A 15,610-nucleotide genomic window follows, 5' to 3' on the forward strand; every position below is an offset into this window, starting at 1 on the left:
TTTGCCCGTCTCATAGGGAATTGAGGCCTCATCAGAGGCCGGTCCCCCCGGCTAGCGATAGGCAATTCTTGCCGGAATGATCAGGCGAACATCCGTTCCCGATGGGGTTCCATCCAAAATCTCAAGCCTGGCGCCCAATCGGGCGGCACGCTCGCGCATGCCGACCAGCCCGTAATGGCCTTCCCGCTGGCCCGACCTTCTGACTTCTTCCTCAATCCCGACGCCATCATCGGCGATCGATATCGCGACGCTAGCCGAATCGTTGATAATGCGGATCTCGACCTTGCGCGCGCGCGAATGGCGAAGCGCGTTGAACAAGGCCTCGCTGACGATGCGGTCGATGTCTTCCGCAACGGGCGCGCAGACCGCATCCGCTCGTCCGATTTCGCTGACACTCCACGCCAGATGGCTGTCCAATACCTCGTCGGCGATTTTCGAGAGCATCGGCTTGAGGGCGACCGGTTCGGTCCGCTCGCGCAGATAGCGAACCCTGTCGCGTGCATCCTGAAGCACATCGTCGGCACGCTCCAACGTGGCTTCGAGTTCGGCGCGCGTTGCATTCCCCTTGGGAAGCCGTTCGACGATGGACTGGAAGCGAAGGACCAGCCCCTGAAACCCCTGCAGCAGCGTGTCGTGGAGTTCCTGAGCGATATGCTCGCGGATAGCCAGACGATCCTCGATACGCGTCCGGTTCAACTCCGCCGCACCGCGGATCTTCCATCGCACGAATGCCCATAAAAGCACGGCAAAGAGCAGACCCAGGCCTGCCTTGAACCACCATGTCTGCTGGAAGAACGGCGTGATCACGATTGTCATGCTGGCGCCGGTGGGGTTCCACACCCCATCGGAATTGGCGGCGATGACGTGGAATCGATATTTACCTGGAACAAGCCCCGTATAGCTGGCCTGCCGCTTTGAGCCCGCCTCGATCCAGGAGGCATCCACGCCATCGAGCCGGTAGCGATAACTGTTGTTCGCCGGGTCGGTCAGGCTGAGCGCGACATAGTCGAACTGAACACGCGACGTGCCCGCCGGCAATGTCACCTGGCTCCGCTCATAGCGCGCGCCATTGGCCCCCAGGCTGCGAATGCTGACCGGTGGCGCCACGAGGTTGCGCTGGATGCGGGCGGGATCGATCGAGAAGATTCCGCGGTTCGTCAAGAACCAGGGACGTCCCTGCGCATCTAACACGGCATCGTCGGCCATATAGGCCGAACTTCTGGCGGACACGCCCAGACCTTGGCCCACGAACTGGTGGGCAAGCGGCTTATGCGGCGCCTTGAAGGCTTCGGCCAGATCGCGCGCGGACAGTCGAGCGATCCCCGCGTTGGAGATGACCCAGGCATCGCTTTTCCCGATCGTGAGTCCGGTAACTCCGCTCAGCCACGGATGATCGTGGTACTCCAGGGTTTGGAATCGCCGGCCATCATAGCGCGCCAGCCCCCGTTCGCCGCCGATATACACATAGTCGCCTATCCGCCTGATCAGCTTGACAAAACCCACGGTTATGTCGTCACCTTGCCAGACCGTCTGACTTGTTCCCGGCTTGAGCAGCAGCAGGGCGCGCAATGCCTGGCTGGCATATAATCGTTCGGTGCCGTCGCTGACCATGAAGTTCACCTGGGGCCATTGGTCCTCGCGGTTCCATTTTCCATCGGCCAGGCGATAGATCCCGACGCCGCCGGCCGAGGCCCAGATGGTGCCGGCGGGATCGATCGCGCAGCCGCCCGATACGAACATCTTTCCGGGATCGGGATATTTCGACCAGATACCTGACCGCCTCAGTTGAGTTCCGTCACCAGCAACAACCAGCAAGGATCCCGACCCCGCGCACAGGGCGGTCACTTCCGGCGATTTCAGGATCAGGCGGGGAGGCCCGTCGGCGATTCGATAGACGCCTTCGTCCGTTCCCACATAGAACGCCTTGTCAGCAGCTACCGCGAACCCGGTGGTCGCGGATCCCGCGAGCGGCTGGGCGATAACCGGAGATCGAATATAGTTCAAAAGCCCGTCAGGACCGCCACCCCAGATCGTCCCTTCGCGATCGCGAAAGAGCGTCCTTGATCGTACGTGAACCGTTTCCTGGGTCCTGGGAGCCGCGCCATCGACCGACGTTCGAACAAGGCCGGCTCGATTTCCGGCGATCCAGGCCAGGCCGTCTTCAAACAACAGGGATCGTTCCCCATAAAGACCGCCGCTCTGATAACCTGCCTGGATCAGCTCGGCGCGGCCAGGGCCCGTCAAACGCTGAAAACCTCGGCTCGAAAGCAGCCAGACATTGCCGTGTCCGTCCTGGGCAAAGGATGCGGCAAAACCGGTTTTCGCCGAAACGCGTTCTATCCGGTTGGCGCCGCGCGCGAGCCGCCGAACGGTCGGATATCCCGCGATCCAGAGCGTGCCGTCGCTCGCGATGAAGACGCTCTGGACGGGTTCATCGCCCAGCCAGCTGGTCCTGTCGTAAACCTGCCAATGCCCATTGCGCCAATGCCGGAGCTCCGAGCCGTAACTGCTTTGCACCGCTACCCAGACGTCGCCATCGAGCCCGACCGCGATTGCCCCGACTGACCCACGCGGATGCGGCGCTGGATTCGCGTCGATCAGGCGACCGTTGCGATAGAGGCCGACACCACCATTGTCATAACCGACCCACAGAGCTCCATCGGGTGCCGCAGCAAGAGCGGTTATCTGGTTGGACTGCCAGCGGTCAAATGCTCGCGGCTCGATCTTTTCGAAGGTAAGGCCATCGAAACGATGCAGGCCGTTCGAGGTTCCCAGCCACAGAAAGCCGTCCCGGGTTTGAGTGATTGCCCGAATGTCCGAAGGCGCGCCCTCTTCCACGTCCCAATGCTTGTGCCTGTATCCTTGAATCTGCTGCGCTTGCAGGGCGGGAAAACCACCAGCCAGCGCCAAGACGACAACGAACCCGCGAAAGAGGGCGCCAGACCGGTGCCGCCTCGGTAGACTTCTCAACCGTCCCTTGCGGTCCCGTGCTCCGACAACAGTTTTCGGGCAAGTGCGGCGGCTCGGTGCCGTCATCTGCGCCGTAACTCTTGGACCGGCATTGCCTTCCTTACCCCTTCATTCCACGATAGCGGATAGCCCATCGGGCCATTCTCGCCGCTCTATCCGTCCACGACATCGCCATAATCTGGGTGCCGTGCAAACCAGATGTTCATGAAAGGGCAACGCAGCACCAACTTGAGACCTTCTGCGCGGGCGAAGTCGAACACACCGCGTGCAAGTGCGGAGCCGATGCCTCGACCGCTATATTCACTCGGCACCTCGCTATGGATGAGGATCAGGCGTCCTTCGTCGTCGGTCTGGTAATAGGCGGCTGCGATATCGGCTCCTTCAATCGGAAGTTCGAATCGATGTTGCGCCATATTGCGGACGACGCCCCGTGCGACCGGCAGAATCATGGGTCCATCTCCTCATCAAGTCATCCGACGTCAGCGTGCGAGCCGAAATCGGCTGAATAGCGATTGGTACGGCGGTGATTCACCAGCCAAATTTTAGCTCGATACCAAGATAGTTGCTGTCGCGACCGCCAGCCGCCCGGATGGTTTCGCCGGAATCAAAATGAACGACTTCCAGCGCCCCTGAAAGATTGGCGCTCGCCTTCCAGTCGATGCGGAACTGCGCATAGGCACCGGTCCAGAGATGTCCGGTGCCGATGGTGCGGGGCACGGGGACATTGGGCTGGGTGTAGATTGCGTCGCCGGTCGTCATTCGCCATTCGGCAGCGATTGCCCCCATCATCGTCAGGCGTGGGGTTGGGTTTACGGTGACCGATGGCTTCACATGAACGAAATTCGCATAGCCCGTATAGCCGCCAAGGTTGAGATAGGCACCGTTTGGAAAGAGCGGATTAAAAGTACCCAATGTGCCGTCCGCGCGGTTGCGATCGCCCGAGGCCAAGTCGACCTGCATGCCCAGCCTGGGCTTCAATGCGTTTGCGAGAAAGCTGTAGCCGATCTTGCTGCCCATCGCCCATGCGCGCACGCGGTACGCGCCGACATGTCCGGTCTGCGCCATCGCCTCCGTGTCCCAGTCCACCGGACCACGCCTGCCCGCAAAGCGAATGTCCCACACATCGCGCCGCTCCAGGCCGGTGGCTGCCGGGAAGCTCGCCAGATCGTTGGTGAACCGCGACCAATAGGCTGAAAGCTCGTTGGTCCCCAGCACGTGCCGTTCAAGGCGTATGCCGTAGAAGCGGTTGCGGCCCGAACTGCTGTCGTCGAAAGGATGGTCGTCACGGTTGATGACGGGCTGCGTATAATAAGCGATCAGCCGCCACGGTCCGATCTCATAGTCCGCCCAGGCTGCGTCGAACGACTGGCGCACATTGGGGCCGTCGCGCACCGAGACAAAGCGTTGGAGGTCGAAAGCGAACTGCTGGCGGCCAAGGCGGAGCTTGAGTGTGCCCGAGCCGACCGGCTCCGTGATCGCGACAAAACCTTGCTCAAGGTCGAGCCTGTCGCTGTCGACGAGAGTTTTGGTCTTTTTCCCCGGCGCGAAATCACTTTGAAGCTGGAGGAATATCTGCACCGGCCCGGCCCGTAGATCGGCATGTGCCTCTAGTCGGCTGATTACATAGCTATCGGCCCGGCCGGGTGTGGTGTTGAAGCCGGGCGCGTCGTTGGTCTCGAACCGTTCGCGCAAACCGCCGCCCAGGGAGAGATAGGTTTTCGGATCGTCGGCCGACAATGCGATATATTTGAAGCCGTCGAACGGCCGCGTTCGCAGCGCCGGATCTGCCAGGGCCGACCAGTCCTCCTGCCAGCGGTTCATCGATATCGTCGGCCGCGTGGGGGTGGGCTGACTATCCTTCGCGGGCGAGGATGTGGGCTGCTCCACATCCTGCGCTAAGGCTGGATCTGCCAGGCTGAAGAGACCCGCTGCCGGGATCAGGAAGCAAAGGGTTGACGGCCGACTCATCACCCGTCGTGCGGCAGGTCGTGAGCCAGCGCTATGGTGGCGCCCAGCGTGATGAGCGCGCCAAGCGCGAGCGGCAGCGCAAGCCCGACATGGAGCACCAACAGTGCGCCGATGAGCGCGCCGATGAGGATCGCCAATATCGCTCCGATCCGGCGGCCGAGGTTCGGGTTGCCGCCGCCGCTGGCCGCCGAAGAATCGGCGGCCAACCCTGCAATAGTGAGGGTAAGCACGGTGGTAGTAAGATCCGCGACCTTAAGCTGTCGAACGGTTGCGTTTCGGAAACCCATCGCGGCGGCTGTAAGCGCGATCATCGCAAGCACTGCGATCTCGACCGGCAGCGTCCCTCCCGCCAGCGCGCAGATAGCAGCGAGTCCTAGCAGGATCGCTTCGATCGAGCCGGCCCATAACAACCAGCGCCGCCGACTACGCAGTGCGTGAATCTTGCCCACCCTGCCTGCGACGCCAGCGCCGCCGAAGAAGAGAAGGAGCGCCGTGACGTAGAGCTGCCAGGAGAAGCCCGGTGCGCCCGCCAGCGCAAAGCCAAGGAACACGATATTCCCGGTCATGTTGGCGGTGAACACCTTGCCCAGCCCGAGCACGCTGACGGCATCGACAAGGCCGGTCGTCGCTGAGATCAGTAGCAGAAGCGGAACGATCGCGTCCTTCGGCGTATCTTGCTGCCCGGGCATTTCCTTCATTTCCCCCTTCGTCGGTTCAGGATGCGCGCTTCTTGCGCTGGTTGTATTCGGCGATCATCGCAACGAGCATGAATCCGCCAATGAGGCCAAGATGCTCGAAGAAAGCATTGGTCGCAGCGAAACGCTCCGGCCCGGACGGCATGGTCCAGAAGGCATTGGCGGTACACGCCGCCAGCAGGGTGAACGCGCCCAGCATGCCGGCGCCCAGCCAGACCAGGCGACTGGAAAGGATGAGGAGCGGCCCGACAAGCTCGATCGCGATTGTGAGGCCGGCCCAGAATGCGGGAGGATTCATGCCGAAATGGGCCTGCTCCGCGACCGCGCCGGACCAGTCGGTCAGTTTGACAAACCCGCCGAGCAAATAGGCCCCGACGAGCATCAATCGCGCAAGGAACCAGGTCGGTGGCCAGTCCAGGATGGCGTCGACGAAACGCGGATCGCGGTCGTGGCGTATCATCACCTGACCCGATCGGAATGGATCTCGGCGATATAGCCACCCGGAAACCGGACGATCGCAGTCTGGCGGTTTCCGACGGTAGCCGGCGCCACGAGAATCTCGACTCCTGCGGCCGTGGCTTTAGCAAGCGTCGCGGATAGGTCGCTGACCGCGTAACCGGTCATGTCACGGCCATAAGGCCAGGGCAGTTGCCCGTCGGAGACGAACACGAGCATCTTGCCATAACCGCTCTCGATCGCGACGCGCCGGATCATCTTGTCGGGTTGGCCAACCTCGTTTCCCGGCGCCGAGCGGGTATCTGAGACGATCTTGCCATGCGCAAAGCCGGTCCAGCCGGTGATGAAGCGATCGGCGACGTCCGCTGTCAGATAGATCCGGTTCTCCGGCACCGTCGAAAGCGGCGTGTAGTTCGGCTTGGTGGTGTGCCAGTAGATCTGCATGTTCACGCCGCCCGGCCACTGGATCAGCGAATCCCGGCCAATAGGATCAGGGAAGGTCGCGATTCGACGGATCGCGCCATGTTTGACAGCAGCGGTTACTGCCGCGTCCATATCCGTGACAAGATAGCCCGTTCGCTCGTCGCCGAACGGGTAGGGGATGGGGGTCTTGAAGCCAAAGACCGAAACGGTCCCGGCAGGCGTCAGCACAAGCTGAGACTTGGTCAGGCTCTTGGTCGGCGTGACCTGAAACTCGCCCTGCTTGGACGTCGTGCCGCCGAAGGTCGCAACGAAGCTCGCGACGAACTGGTCGAACTCCGCCTCCGGCACATAGACATGGGTCGTGTCATATTGCGGGCCGACCGAATAATCGGCCGTCGCCGTGTCGCGAGCCAGGACCGGTGAGGCGATCGGCGCTGCGGTTACGAGCGCGGTGGCAATGAGAAAGGCAATACGCTTCATTTGTCGTCTCCGCGATATCGGTTTAAACAGCCCAGCACCCGCAGCCGAGCGCGCCCCAGAAGGTCTGGACATCCGCGGCGGGAACGGTTGCTGCGAGCGCGCTCGCATGATCATGACCATGTACCGAACAGGCCGAGTGGCAGGCGCAAGCCGCCGCGATCTTGGCCTTGGCCTCCGGTGTCTTGTGATAGCCACCGAAGGTTGCCACAGGCGACCAGTCGGGCATCGGTTTCGGCAACTCGGGGGCGATCCGGGCATAGTCGCCCTCGCCATGCACCACCTTGCCGCCGAGCAGCGTGAGCATCGAGCGGATATGGACGATCTGGTCTTCGGGAACGGAGAAATAATCGTCCGACAGGACCGCGAGGTCCGCGAGCTGGCCTTCCTTGATCTGGCCTTTCTTGCCCACCTCGTTCGAGAACCAGGTGTTCTCGTGCGTCCACATCGCCAGCGCCTTGTCCCGACTCACGCGGTTAGCACCGGGATAAAGCTTGAGGCCGCCCATGGTACGACCGGTGACGAGCCAGCTTAGCGACACCCAGGGATTGTAGCTCGCCACACGGGTCGCGTCGGTCCCGCCGCCGACCGGAATGCCGGCCGCGATCATCCTGGCGATGGGAGGCGTGCGTTCGGCCGCCTTCGCGCCGTATCGCTCGACGAAATACTCGCCCTGATAGGCCATTCGGTGTTGGACCGCGATGCCGCCGCCTAGCGCTGCGATCCGGTCGATGTTGCGGTCGCTGATCGTCTCGGCATGATCGAAGAACCAGTTGATCCCGTGAAGCGGGATATCGCGGTTGACCTTTTCGTAGACGTCGAGCGCACGGCCGATCGTCTGGTCATAGGTTGCATGGAGCCGCCAGGGCCAGCGATGTTCGGCGAGCAACCGGATGACGGGCTCGAGATCTCCCTCCATGCTGGGCGGCATGTCCGGGCGTGGAACCCGGAAATCCTCGAAATCGGCGGCCGAATAGACCAGCATCTCGCCGGCGCCATTGTGACGGTAGCTGTCGTCGCCCTGGCCGGGCGTTACCTGCTTCACCCAGCCGGCGAAGTCGGCGAGCTCTTCTTTCGGCTTTTGCGTGAACAAATTGTAGCTGATCCGGACGGTAAGATGGCCGTCCTGATGGAGCTTCTCAATGACCTGATAATCGTCGGGGTAGTTCTGGAAACCGCCGCCGGCATCGATCACCCCGGTCACGCCCAGGCTGTTCACATCACGCATGAAATGGCGCGTGGAATTGATCTGATACTCGAGCGGAAGCTTGGGCCCCTTGGCGAGTGTCGAATACAGGATCGCTGCATTGGGCTGGGCAAGGAGGAGGCCGGTCGGATTGCCGGCTCCGTCGCGGACGATCTCGCCGCCCGGCGGGTTCGGCGTGTCCTTGGTATAGCCGACGACGCGAAGAGCCGCCGCGTTGAGCAGAGCGCGGTCGTAAAGATGCAGGATGAACACCGGGGTATCAGGCGCAACCAAGTTCAGTTCGGCAAGCGTTGGCAATCGCTTTTCAGCAAACTGGTGCTCGGTAAAGCCCCCGACCACGCGCACCCATTGGGGCGCAGGTGTGCGGTCGACCTGCGATTTCAGCATTGCCATCGCCTCGGCAAGCGTCGGCACGCCGTCCCAGCGCAGCTCCATGTTGAAGTTGAGGCCGCCACGGATGATGTGCATGTGGCTGTCGATCAGGCCGGGGATGATCCGACGGCCCTTCGCGTCGATCTCGTCGGTACCGGCCGCGACGGCAGCGCGAACTTCCGCCTCGCTGCCCACCGCCAGGAACTTCCCGTCGCGAATGGCGATGGCTTCCGCCTGCGGATTGGCGCGATCGAGCGTCGATACCTTGGCGTTGGTAATGATCAGGTCGGATTGGGCCATCCTGGGGTTTCTTCCAAACAAGGGTGAGGCGAACAGCGCGCCGGCTGTTGCCGCGCCTGCCGCGATGGTTTCTCGTCGCGTGAGGTTCATGCCTTTTCATCCGGCTTGTCGATGGGCAATCCCAGGACGTGTTCCGCGCAATCGGTACGCAGGAAAGCAACCACTTCCTTGCCCGAGGTCAGACGCTTCGCGATCGGTACGACCTGCTCACCGAGCAACATGCCGAGCAGGCCGAGAAGTGCAATCGCGGGAGGCGCGGGCGACTTGACGCTGAGGAGACTGTAGATGATGCCGACCAGCAGGCCGACGGCGAGCGAAAGTAGGTACGGTTTCATCTCGTCATTCTCCCCAGCAAATCCGTCACGAGCGTACGAAGGCAAGCAGATCGGGATTGATGATGTCGGCGTTGACCGTCAGCATGCCGTGCGAGTAGCCTTTGTAGACCTTGAGCGTCGCGTTGGGCAGGATCTCCGCCTGCAACAGGCTGGCGTTCTGATACGGTACGACCTGATCATCGTCGCCCTGCAACACCAGTGTCGGTACCGTTATGGCCTTCAAATCATCGGTCTGGTCGGTCTCCGAAAAGGCCTTGATGCCGTCGTAATGAGCCTTGGCGCTGCCCATCATGCCCTGACGCCACCAATTGTCGATGACTGCGGGCAGAATCTTCGCATCCGGTCGATTGAAGCTGTAAAAAGGGCCCGATGCGACATCGCGGAAGAATTGGGCGCGATTGGCGGCGAGTCCCGACCGGAGGCCGTCAAACACGTCGATCGGCAGGCCACCCGGATAGCGATCGGTTTTAAGCATGATCGGCGGCACCGAACTGACCAGCACTGCTTTGGCGACCCGGCCCTGCGGCAGACCATGTTGGGCGACATAGCGGGCGACTTCGCCACCGCCGGTCGAGTGACCGATATGCACGGCGTTCCTGAGATCGAGATGCTCGGTGACGGCGGCGGCATCCGCGGCATAATGGTCCATGTCATGACCTTCACTCACCTGCGCCGAACGACCGTGACCGCGACGATCATGCGCGACGACACGATATCCGTTCGCGAGAAAAAACAGCATTTGCGCATCCCAGTCGTCGGATGAGAGCGGCCAGCCATGGTGAAATACGATCGGTTGGGCATCCTTAGGACCCCAGTCCTTATAGAAGATCTGGGTTCCGTCCTTGGTGGTGACAAAGCTCATTTCGGGATTCCTGTTGCTAGAAGTGAAGTGGGGACTGGCGGTAAGGGGAGGAGTGCGGTCGTCGCCAATCCCGTTCCATATCAGTGCCCTTCGGAGGCGCCGAACATCGTCTTGGCGTAGGTGATGCCAAGGCCGTAAGCGCCGCCAAATTGCTTGGCGATGCCAGTGGTGGAATCGTAGGTATCGGTCCGCGCCCAGTCGCGTTGCATCTCAAGCAGATACTGAATGGACGTCATCGGCTTGGCGCCGAGCTGGATCATCCGCTGGACCGCTCGCTCATGCGCTTCCTCGGAAACGTCACCACAGGCGTCGGAGATGAAGTAGACATCGAAACCCTGGTCGATGGCCGAGGCCACCGGGCCGACGATGCATACACTGGTCCACAAGCCAGCCATCACCAGGCGCTCCTTGCCGATCCGATTCACCTCGGCGATGACGGCTGAATCTTCCCAGGTATTCATCGAAGTTCGGTCCAACATCGGCTGGTCCGGAAAAGCGTCGGTGATCTCGGAGAACATTGGGCCGGAGAAGCTTTTCGAGGCAACCGTGGTCAGGATGGTCGACACGTTGAAGGACTTGGCCGCGTGACTGATCAGCGCGGCGTTGTTCCGCAGCAGCTCTGCCGAGATCGACTTGGTCGCAAAAGCCATCTGTGACTGGAAATCGATGAGGATGAGGGTGTGGTCGGTCGGGGTAATCAGTGACTTGCCGGGTGTGGGCGTGGCGGTGATCGTCATGCAAGGCCTCCTCTATTGGGCAGCGTCCAGCTGCTGTTGAACCACGTTAGTCGCGGTCTTGATTTCTGATAAGTCGCTTAAAATGAGACTAATCGTTCGATAAAACTGAAAAGATATCATGCGTCCGGCCGAGATGTGTCCCGTCAGCGACGATCCGCTGGCAACGGTTTAGGGCATCGGGCTGTGACATCGCGCGGATCCTATGCGCGCCAGACACATCCGTCTTGGATCGGTTTGACGTAAACCTGCGTGGGCGACCGGAATCGCTCGTCGATTTTCTTGATTTTGCTGCGCGAGATCAGCCCCGGTGATAAAAAAGTGGGCGGTACCTCAACATCATTGCCGTTGGTCCGAACCGTTCAGCCTCTGCGCGGGACGTACATGGCATGCCCGGGCAAACCGCCTGATCTCGGGCAGGCGACGTCAGTTTTCTACGAAAGAACGGGCGGCGGGCGACCCTAGAGGTCGATCAGACCCCTTTTGGCCGCGATAGTAACCGCATGGGTACGATCGGTCGCGCCAAGCTTCGAAAAGACGATCTTCATATGTCCCTTGACGGTCTCTTCGGAGATTTCCAGCCGAGCAGCGATCTGCTTGTTGGAATTCCCCCAGGCGGCCAGCGACAAGACCGCTACCTCCCGGTCGGAAAGGGCATCGTCCAGGACATGCATCGCGATCGCCGTCGCAACAGAGGCATCAAGATGCTTTCCTCCGATATGGACTGATCGGATCGCGTCGAGCAGTTCGTTTCGAAGGCTCGCCTTGAGAAGATAGCCCATCGCTCCGGCCCGCAAGGCCTTGATTGCGCGACCGTCGCCAGAATAGGTCGTGAGGACAAGGATTTTGGCCTCGGAGTCGGCCATCCTGATGGCCGTGATCGCATCGACGCCGGACATGTCGGGCAATTGGAGATCCATCAGCACGACGTCGGGCTTGAGCCGCGCATATTCGGCGATGGCTTCCGTTCCGTTGCAGGCCTCGCCTACGATCAGAATATCTTGCTGCGTTCCTACAACGGCGCCCACGCCCTCGCGCAGCAACACATGGTCGTCCACCACCAGCACCGAAATGGCGGATGTCGGGCTCAGCCGCGCAGATCCGTTCGCTGCACCGTTTCGCACGCCAGAAATAACATTCTCCGATCTGGTACTATCCATATCTTACCGCCGCATTTTTCATATCCTCAAATCTCTTCAGGGCAATGAGTCGAACGCCCGGCGGAAGGCTGCCTCCGTCCGGCGATCACCGTCTTGTTGGACGAAGAATGTCCATTCAAGAATGTGACCTTCAGCGGGACTCTCCGCTTCGTCGATCGCCCTGACAGCGCCCTGGATCATGATCGCAGCGGACGCTTCAACGATGTCAGCCGGCGTCTCACCCTCCAGCCATGCAAGAAGACAACCTGCCGATTGTACCCGCATCCGAAGCGCCGCGCGCATCGCGAGTTCTGCAGGATGGCCGAAGACTGGATAGGTCGGAGAAAGGCTGGCACCCATGCCGACCAGCATCAGCGCCCGGGCCTGGATCGGTGCCGGCGGTGTCGTTAGCATCATCGTCTCGCCCGATATTCCTTTGAAAATGCCGCCTTCGCGCAACCGGCCCAACGTTCCGTGCAGCACATGGTCGAGCCGACGAGCGCCGCCGATCGGCTGATTGGCGGCATCTCGCTCGAACATGCCGACGACAAGAAGGTCGAGCTTCGCGGTCACCGCATCAACATGCGCGACCTTGAAGGTGACATCTCGCCGGTGTCCAATCGTCCGCGCAGCGACCTCATCCATGCGTCAATCTCGATTTGTCTCTGCTTGCTTATCGGGAGCAGCGTCTAGATTTCAGAATCCTCCCGGAAAATCGGTACGTCATGTTCCCCTGTGATGGAATTTGGACAGGCCTGAGTGAAAACGCTTGCCGCGCAACTGACCGCCAGGGTCGGGTCGTCCACGCGCGTTCCGGACGAGCGGCGTCTTCGTCGGGCGCAGCAAATCGCCACTTCGGCAGGGCCCACAATCCCACCGGGCTGGTCCACATCTCCTGGAGGCCTTGCCTGGGGGCCAGATCAACCTGTCTCGACGTACAAGTTGGCACCTCAGCCAGTGCACTGCCAGTTGCGCCTCCACGACATTGGCGTCGTGCCGAGAATGCTCCGAAAGAGCCGGGTAAGATGGGCTTGATCCGTCAAGCCGCAGGCACAGGCTATTTGCGAGAGGGTATCGCGCGACTTTAGCATCAGCATCTGCGCTCGCCTGATCCGCTGGCGGATGATGTAGGCATGCGGCGTCTCGCCAAGGCTCGTTTTGAAGGCCCGGCAGAAATGACCGGTGCTCAAGCGCGTGACGATGGCGAGATCCTCGGTAAAAAGAGGGGTATCGAGCCGGTATTCGATATATTCAGTCACGCGCCGCTCTTGCCAACTCGCAAGACCGCCCTTGGCCAGACACCCCGCCTGGATCAATCGCTGCGGCAGCAGAATGCTCTCAAGAACGGCATCATCAAGATCTGGCTCGAAAATCGCCGACAGCTGCTCAAGATAGTGACGGGCAAGATCCAAGTCGCCGTCGAGCGAGTTCCTCGCTCCGGCGAGCAACGCTGCAACATGCACCGGAGAGCCGGCGTGAAGGTAGGCCGCCGGTTGCTCATATCGAGATGACGATGAGAGGGCGCTCTCGGGCATAATACACTCCACCAAAAAATGCTTCATCGGGAGTGTCGTTCAGGCGAGCGCGCGGCCGATAGCCCTGGCCGAGATCGATTTTGCCCCCCAATAGAGGGGCCTGCCGACGACACGAAAGGGTTTTTTCGTCAAGAAATCCTGTGTTTTCTATTGTTTATGTTCGTGCGCTAGTTGTCGGTGCTCGCCCTCATGCCGTTACCCTCGCTCGATCCAAAACCGGCCGGTATTCGACAATAGTCCCTCGACGAAGCGGAAGGGCGCCGCTGGTTCCTGTTCGAGGCGTCCCGCAACACCTGAGATGCTCGACTCCCGTCAGCCTCAGATGTCGGACAGACCGAAGCTCGGCTGGTCGTCCAGGTCCAGCCTGGCGAAGCTGTCGACCAGCCAGGATCCCGCCGGGCCTGATGGCGTGTCACGTCGCCAGATCCCGGCAAAGCGGTACATCCCCCCCTTATGGTCCGGCATATCGAGGCGGATCAAGGTTCCGGCCACGAGATCGGCCTCGATCATTGGCAGCGGCATGTTGCCCCAACCGATGCCTTCACGCAGCAATGCGTGCTTCGCGCTCAGGTCGGCCAGACGCCAGGTCTTCGGGCTCATGACGGAATAATCCTGTCCCTCGGTGAACCGGGACCGATCGGTCAGGACGAGTTGGGTGAAGTCGCGTCCGGCGCCGGACGCGATCTGTGCCATGCGCCCGAGAGGGTGATCGGGCGCGGCCACGGGTACCATGAGGACCGCTCCCGCAGCCACGCTTTCGATTCCGTCGACGCCCGCAAAGAGCGGGCCGGACAAGCCGATGGCGGCCGCACCATCGAGGACCATCGCAACAACGGCTCCAAGGGTTTCGACGTGGAGGCGAAGCTGGACGGTCGGAAACTCCACCGCAAATGCCCGCAGGATCTTCCCCAGCTTCTCGGCGGGAAGCATGACATCGACCGCGAGATCCACCTCGGCCTCAAGGCCGTCGAGCAGCCCTTTAACCTTTGCGCGCAGCCCATCGATACCGTGCGAGACGGTCCGTGCTTCGGCGAGCACCGCACGACCGGCGATGGTCAATCGTGGTTTGCGTGTGCCCTCCCGCTCGAACAGGGGAAGGCCCAGTTGCGCCTCGAGATTGCCGATACCGTAACTGATCACCGATACCGCCCGATGGAGTTTGCGGCCCGCGGCCGCGAAGCTGCCTGTCTCCACGATCGCAAGAAAAATCTTGAGCTGGTCGAAAGTTGGCGTGCCCGGATTGTTCACTTTTCAGGTTCCTGGAATGAATCAATGCATTTTATCTGACTAAAATGAAAAGATCATGCGGTCTAGATGGGTGTGTGCAAGGGCGGCTAGGCCGCCAGACAGGAGACCCAACATGATCGAACTTCGTCCCTTTGATCGCCTCGGCGGCGCCAATCACGGTTGGCTCGACGCCAAACATCACTTCTCGTTTGCGAACTATTACGATCCCGCCCGGATGGAGTGGGGCAATCTTCGCGTCTGGAATGACGACACGATCGCACCCAAGACCGGTTTTCCGGCCCACCCGCATCGCGACATGGAAATCATCACCTATGTTCGGGAAGGTGCGATCACCCACGAGGACAACCTTGGCAACAAGGGGCGCACCGAAGCGGGTGATGTTCAGGTAATGAGTGCCGGCACCGGCGTTCGCCACTCGGAGTATAATCTTGAGGACGTAACCACGAAGATCTTCCAGATCTGGATCGTGCCGACGAGCGCCGGTGGCGCGCCGAGTTGGGGCGCCAAGCCTTTCCCCAAGGGGGAACGCTCCGGCCGGTTCGTGACACTCGCCTCGGGCTACGACAATGACGACGATGCCCTGCCGATCCGCACCGATGCACGTATCGTAGCCGCGACGCTCAAGGCTGGTGAAACCGCGGAATATCCGCTGGGCAAGGATCGCAGGGCCTATCTGGTCCCGGCGACCGGCGCTGTTCAACTCGATGACGTCCGGGTCAATGCACGCGATGGCGCCGCGATCAGCGATCTCGGCGTCCTGCGGGTCACCGCGATCGAGGATAGCGAAATCGTTCTCGTGGACGCTGCCTGAAGCAAGGAAGGCGGGCGGCGCGTCGTCGCCCGCCTTTTCGCCCAGCAACGCGGAACCGGCGACCAGCTTCGCCGGCCC

General features: G+C 61.3%; 15 protein-coding genes. 1 reads left to right on the plus strand and 14 read right to left on the minus strand.

Annotated elements, in window-relative coordinates; all coding sequences use genetic code 11:
- Nucleotides 1–51: 51 nt before the first annotated feature.
- The 14 genes from NDN01_RS06765 to NDN01_RS06830 form a co-directional block, all read right to left on the minus strand.
- Nucleotides 52–2,910: a sensor histidine kinase gene (locus NDN01_RS06765; protein WP_272626604.1), complete on the minus strand. Its 2,859-nt coding sequence runs from the start codon at nucleotides 2,908–2,910 to the stop codon at nucleotides 52–54.
- Between the two features lie 212 nt (nucleotides 2,911–3,122).
- Nucleotides 3,123–3,419 (minus strand): GNAT family N-acetyltransferase, encoded by a 297-nt coding sequence (locus NDN01_RS06770; RefSeq protein WP_272626605.1) that lies wholly within the window; start codon nucleotides 3,417–3,419, stop codon nucleotides 3,123–3,125.
- A 79-nt stretch (nucleotides 3,420–3,498) separates the two neighbouring features.
- On the minus strand, nucleotides 3,499–4,791 hold the full coding sequence (locus NDN01_RS06775; RefSeq protein WP_272626606.1) for an alginate export family protein: 1,293 nt from the start codon (nucleotides 4,789–4,791) through the stop codon (nucleotides 3,499–3,501).
- Between the two features lie 146 nt (nucleotides 4,792–4,937).
- On the minus strand, nucleotides 4,938–5,627 hold the full coding sequence (locus tag NDN01_RS06780) for a YoaK family protein (protein WP_272626607.1): 690 nt from the start codon (nucleotides 5,625–5,627) through the stop codon (nucleotides 4,938–4,940).
- Between the two features lie 25 nt (nucleotides 5,628–5,652).
- Nucleotides 5,653–6,093: a DoxX family protein gene (locus NDN01_RS06785; protein ID WP_272626608.1), complete on the minus strand. Its 441-nt coding sequence runs from the start codon at nucleotides 6,091–6,093 to the stop codon at nucleotides 5,653–5,655.
- The gene (locus NDN01_RS06790) at nucleotides 6,093–6,992 is read right to left on the minus strand and encodes a VOC family protein (RefSeq protein WP_272626609.1); all 900 of its coding nucleotides are present in this window, start codon (nucleotides 6,990–6,992) and stop codon (nucleotides 6,093–6,095) included. The genes NDN01_RS06785 and NDN01_RS06790 overlap by 1 nt, the downstream gene beginning before the upstream one ends.
- Nucleotides 6,993–7,014: 22 nt before the next feature.
- The gene (locus NDN01_RS06795) at nucleotides 7,015–8,868 is read right to left on the minus strand and encodes an amidohydrolase (protein ID WP_272626610.1); all 1,854 of its coding nucleotides are present in this window, start codon (nucleotides 8,866–8,868) and stop codon (nucleotides 7,015–7,017) included.
- A gap of 86 nt (nucleotides 8,869–8,954) precedes the next feature.
- Entirely contained in the window at nucleotides 8,955–9,203 is a 249-nt protein-coding gene (locus tag NDN01_RS06800) for a DUF1427 family protein (protein WP_272626611.1), read from the minus strand.
- 25 nt (nucleotides 9,204–9,228) lie between these two features.
- The gene (locus NDN01_RS06805; protein ID WP_272626612.1) at nucleotides 9,229–10,065 is read right to left on the minus strand and encodes an alpha/beta fold hydrolase; all 837 of its coding nucleotides are present in this window, start codon (nucleotides 10,063–10,065) and stop codon (nucleotides 9,229–9,231) included.
- A gap of 80 nt (nucleotides 10,066–10,145) precedes the next feature.
- Nucleotides 10,146–10,802: a hydrolase gene (locus tag NDN01_RS06810; protein ID WP_272626613.1), complete on the minus strand. Its 657-nt coding sequence runs from the start codon at nucleotides 10,800–10,802 to the stop codon at nucleotides 10,146–10,148.
- A gap of 458 nt (nucleotides 10,803–11,260) precedes the next feature.
- Nucleotides 11,261–11,959 carry a response regulator gene (locus NDN01_RS06815; RefSeq protein ID WP_443025201.1) on the minus strand — a complete coding sequence of 233 codons (699 nt, stop codon included), beginning with the start codon at nucleotides 11,957–11,959 and terminating at the stop codon, nucleotides 11,261–11,263.
- 36 nt (nucleotides 11,960–11,995) lie between these two features.
- On the minus strand, nucleotides 11,996–12,511 hold the full coding sequence (locus tag NDN01_RS06820; protein ID WP_272626614.1) for a M17 family peptidase N-terminal domain-containing protein: 516 nt from the start codon (nucleotides 12,509–12,511) through the stop codon (nucleotides 11,996–11,998).
- A 377-nt stretch (nucleotides 12,512–12,888) separates the two neighbouring features.
- The gene (locus NDN01_RS06825; RefSeq protein ID WP_272626615.1) at nucleotides 12,889–13,500 is read right to left on the minus strand and encodes a helix-turn-helix domain-containing protein; all 612 of its coding nucleotides are present in this window, start codon (nucleotides 13,498–13,500) and stop codon (nucleotides 12,889–12,891) included.
- Between the two features lie 291 nt (nucleotides 13,501–13,791).
- Nucleotides 13,792–14,721, minus strand: coding sequence for a LysR family transcriptional regulator (locus tag NDN01_RS06830; protein ID WP_272626616.1), 930 nt, complete (start codon nucleotides 14,719–14,721; stop codon nucleotides 13,792–13,794).
- A 112-nt stretch (nucleotides 14,722–14,833) separates the two neighbouring features.
- Here NDN01_RS06830 and NDN01_RS06835 point away from each other — a divergent pair, with 112 nt between their 5' ends.
- Nucleotides 14,834–15,532 (plus strand): pirin family protein, encoded by a 699-nt coding sequence (locus tag NDN01_RS06835; RefSeq protein WP_272626617.1) that lies wholly within the window; start codon nucleotides 14,834–14,836, stop codon nucleotides 15,530–15,532.
- The last annotated feature ends 78 nt before the right edge of the window (nucleotides 15,533–15,610 follow it).

It is taken from the genome of Sphingomonas sp. QA11, assembly GCF_028473665.1.
GTDB lineage: Bacteria > Pseudomonadota > Alphaproteobacteria > Sphingomonadales > Sphingomonadaceae > Sphingomonas > Sphingomonas phytovorans.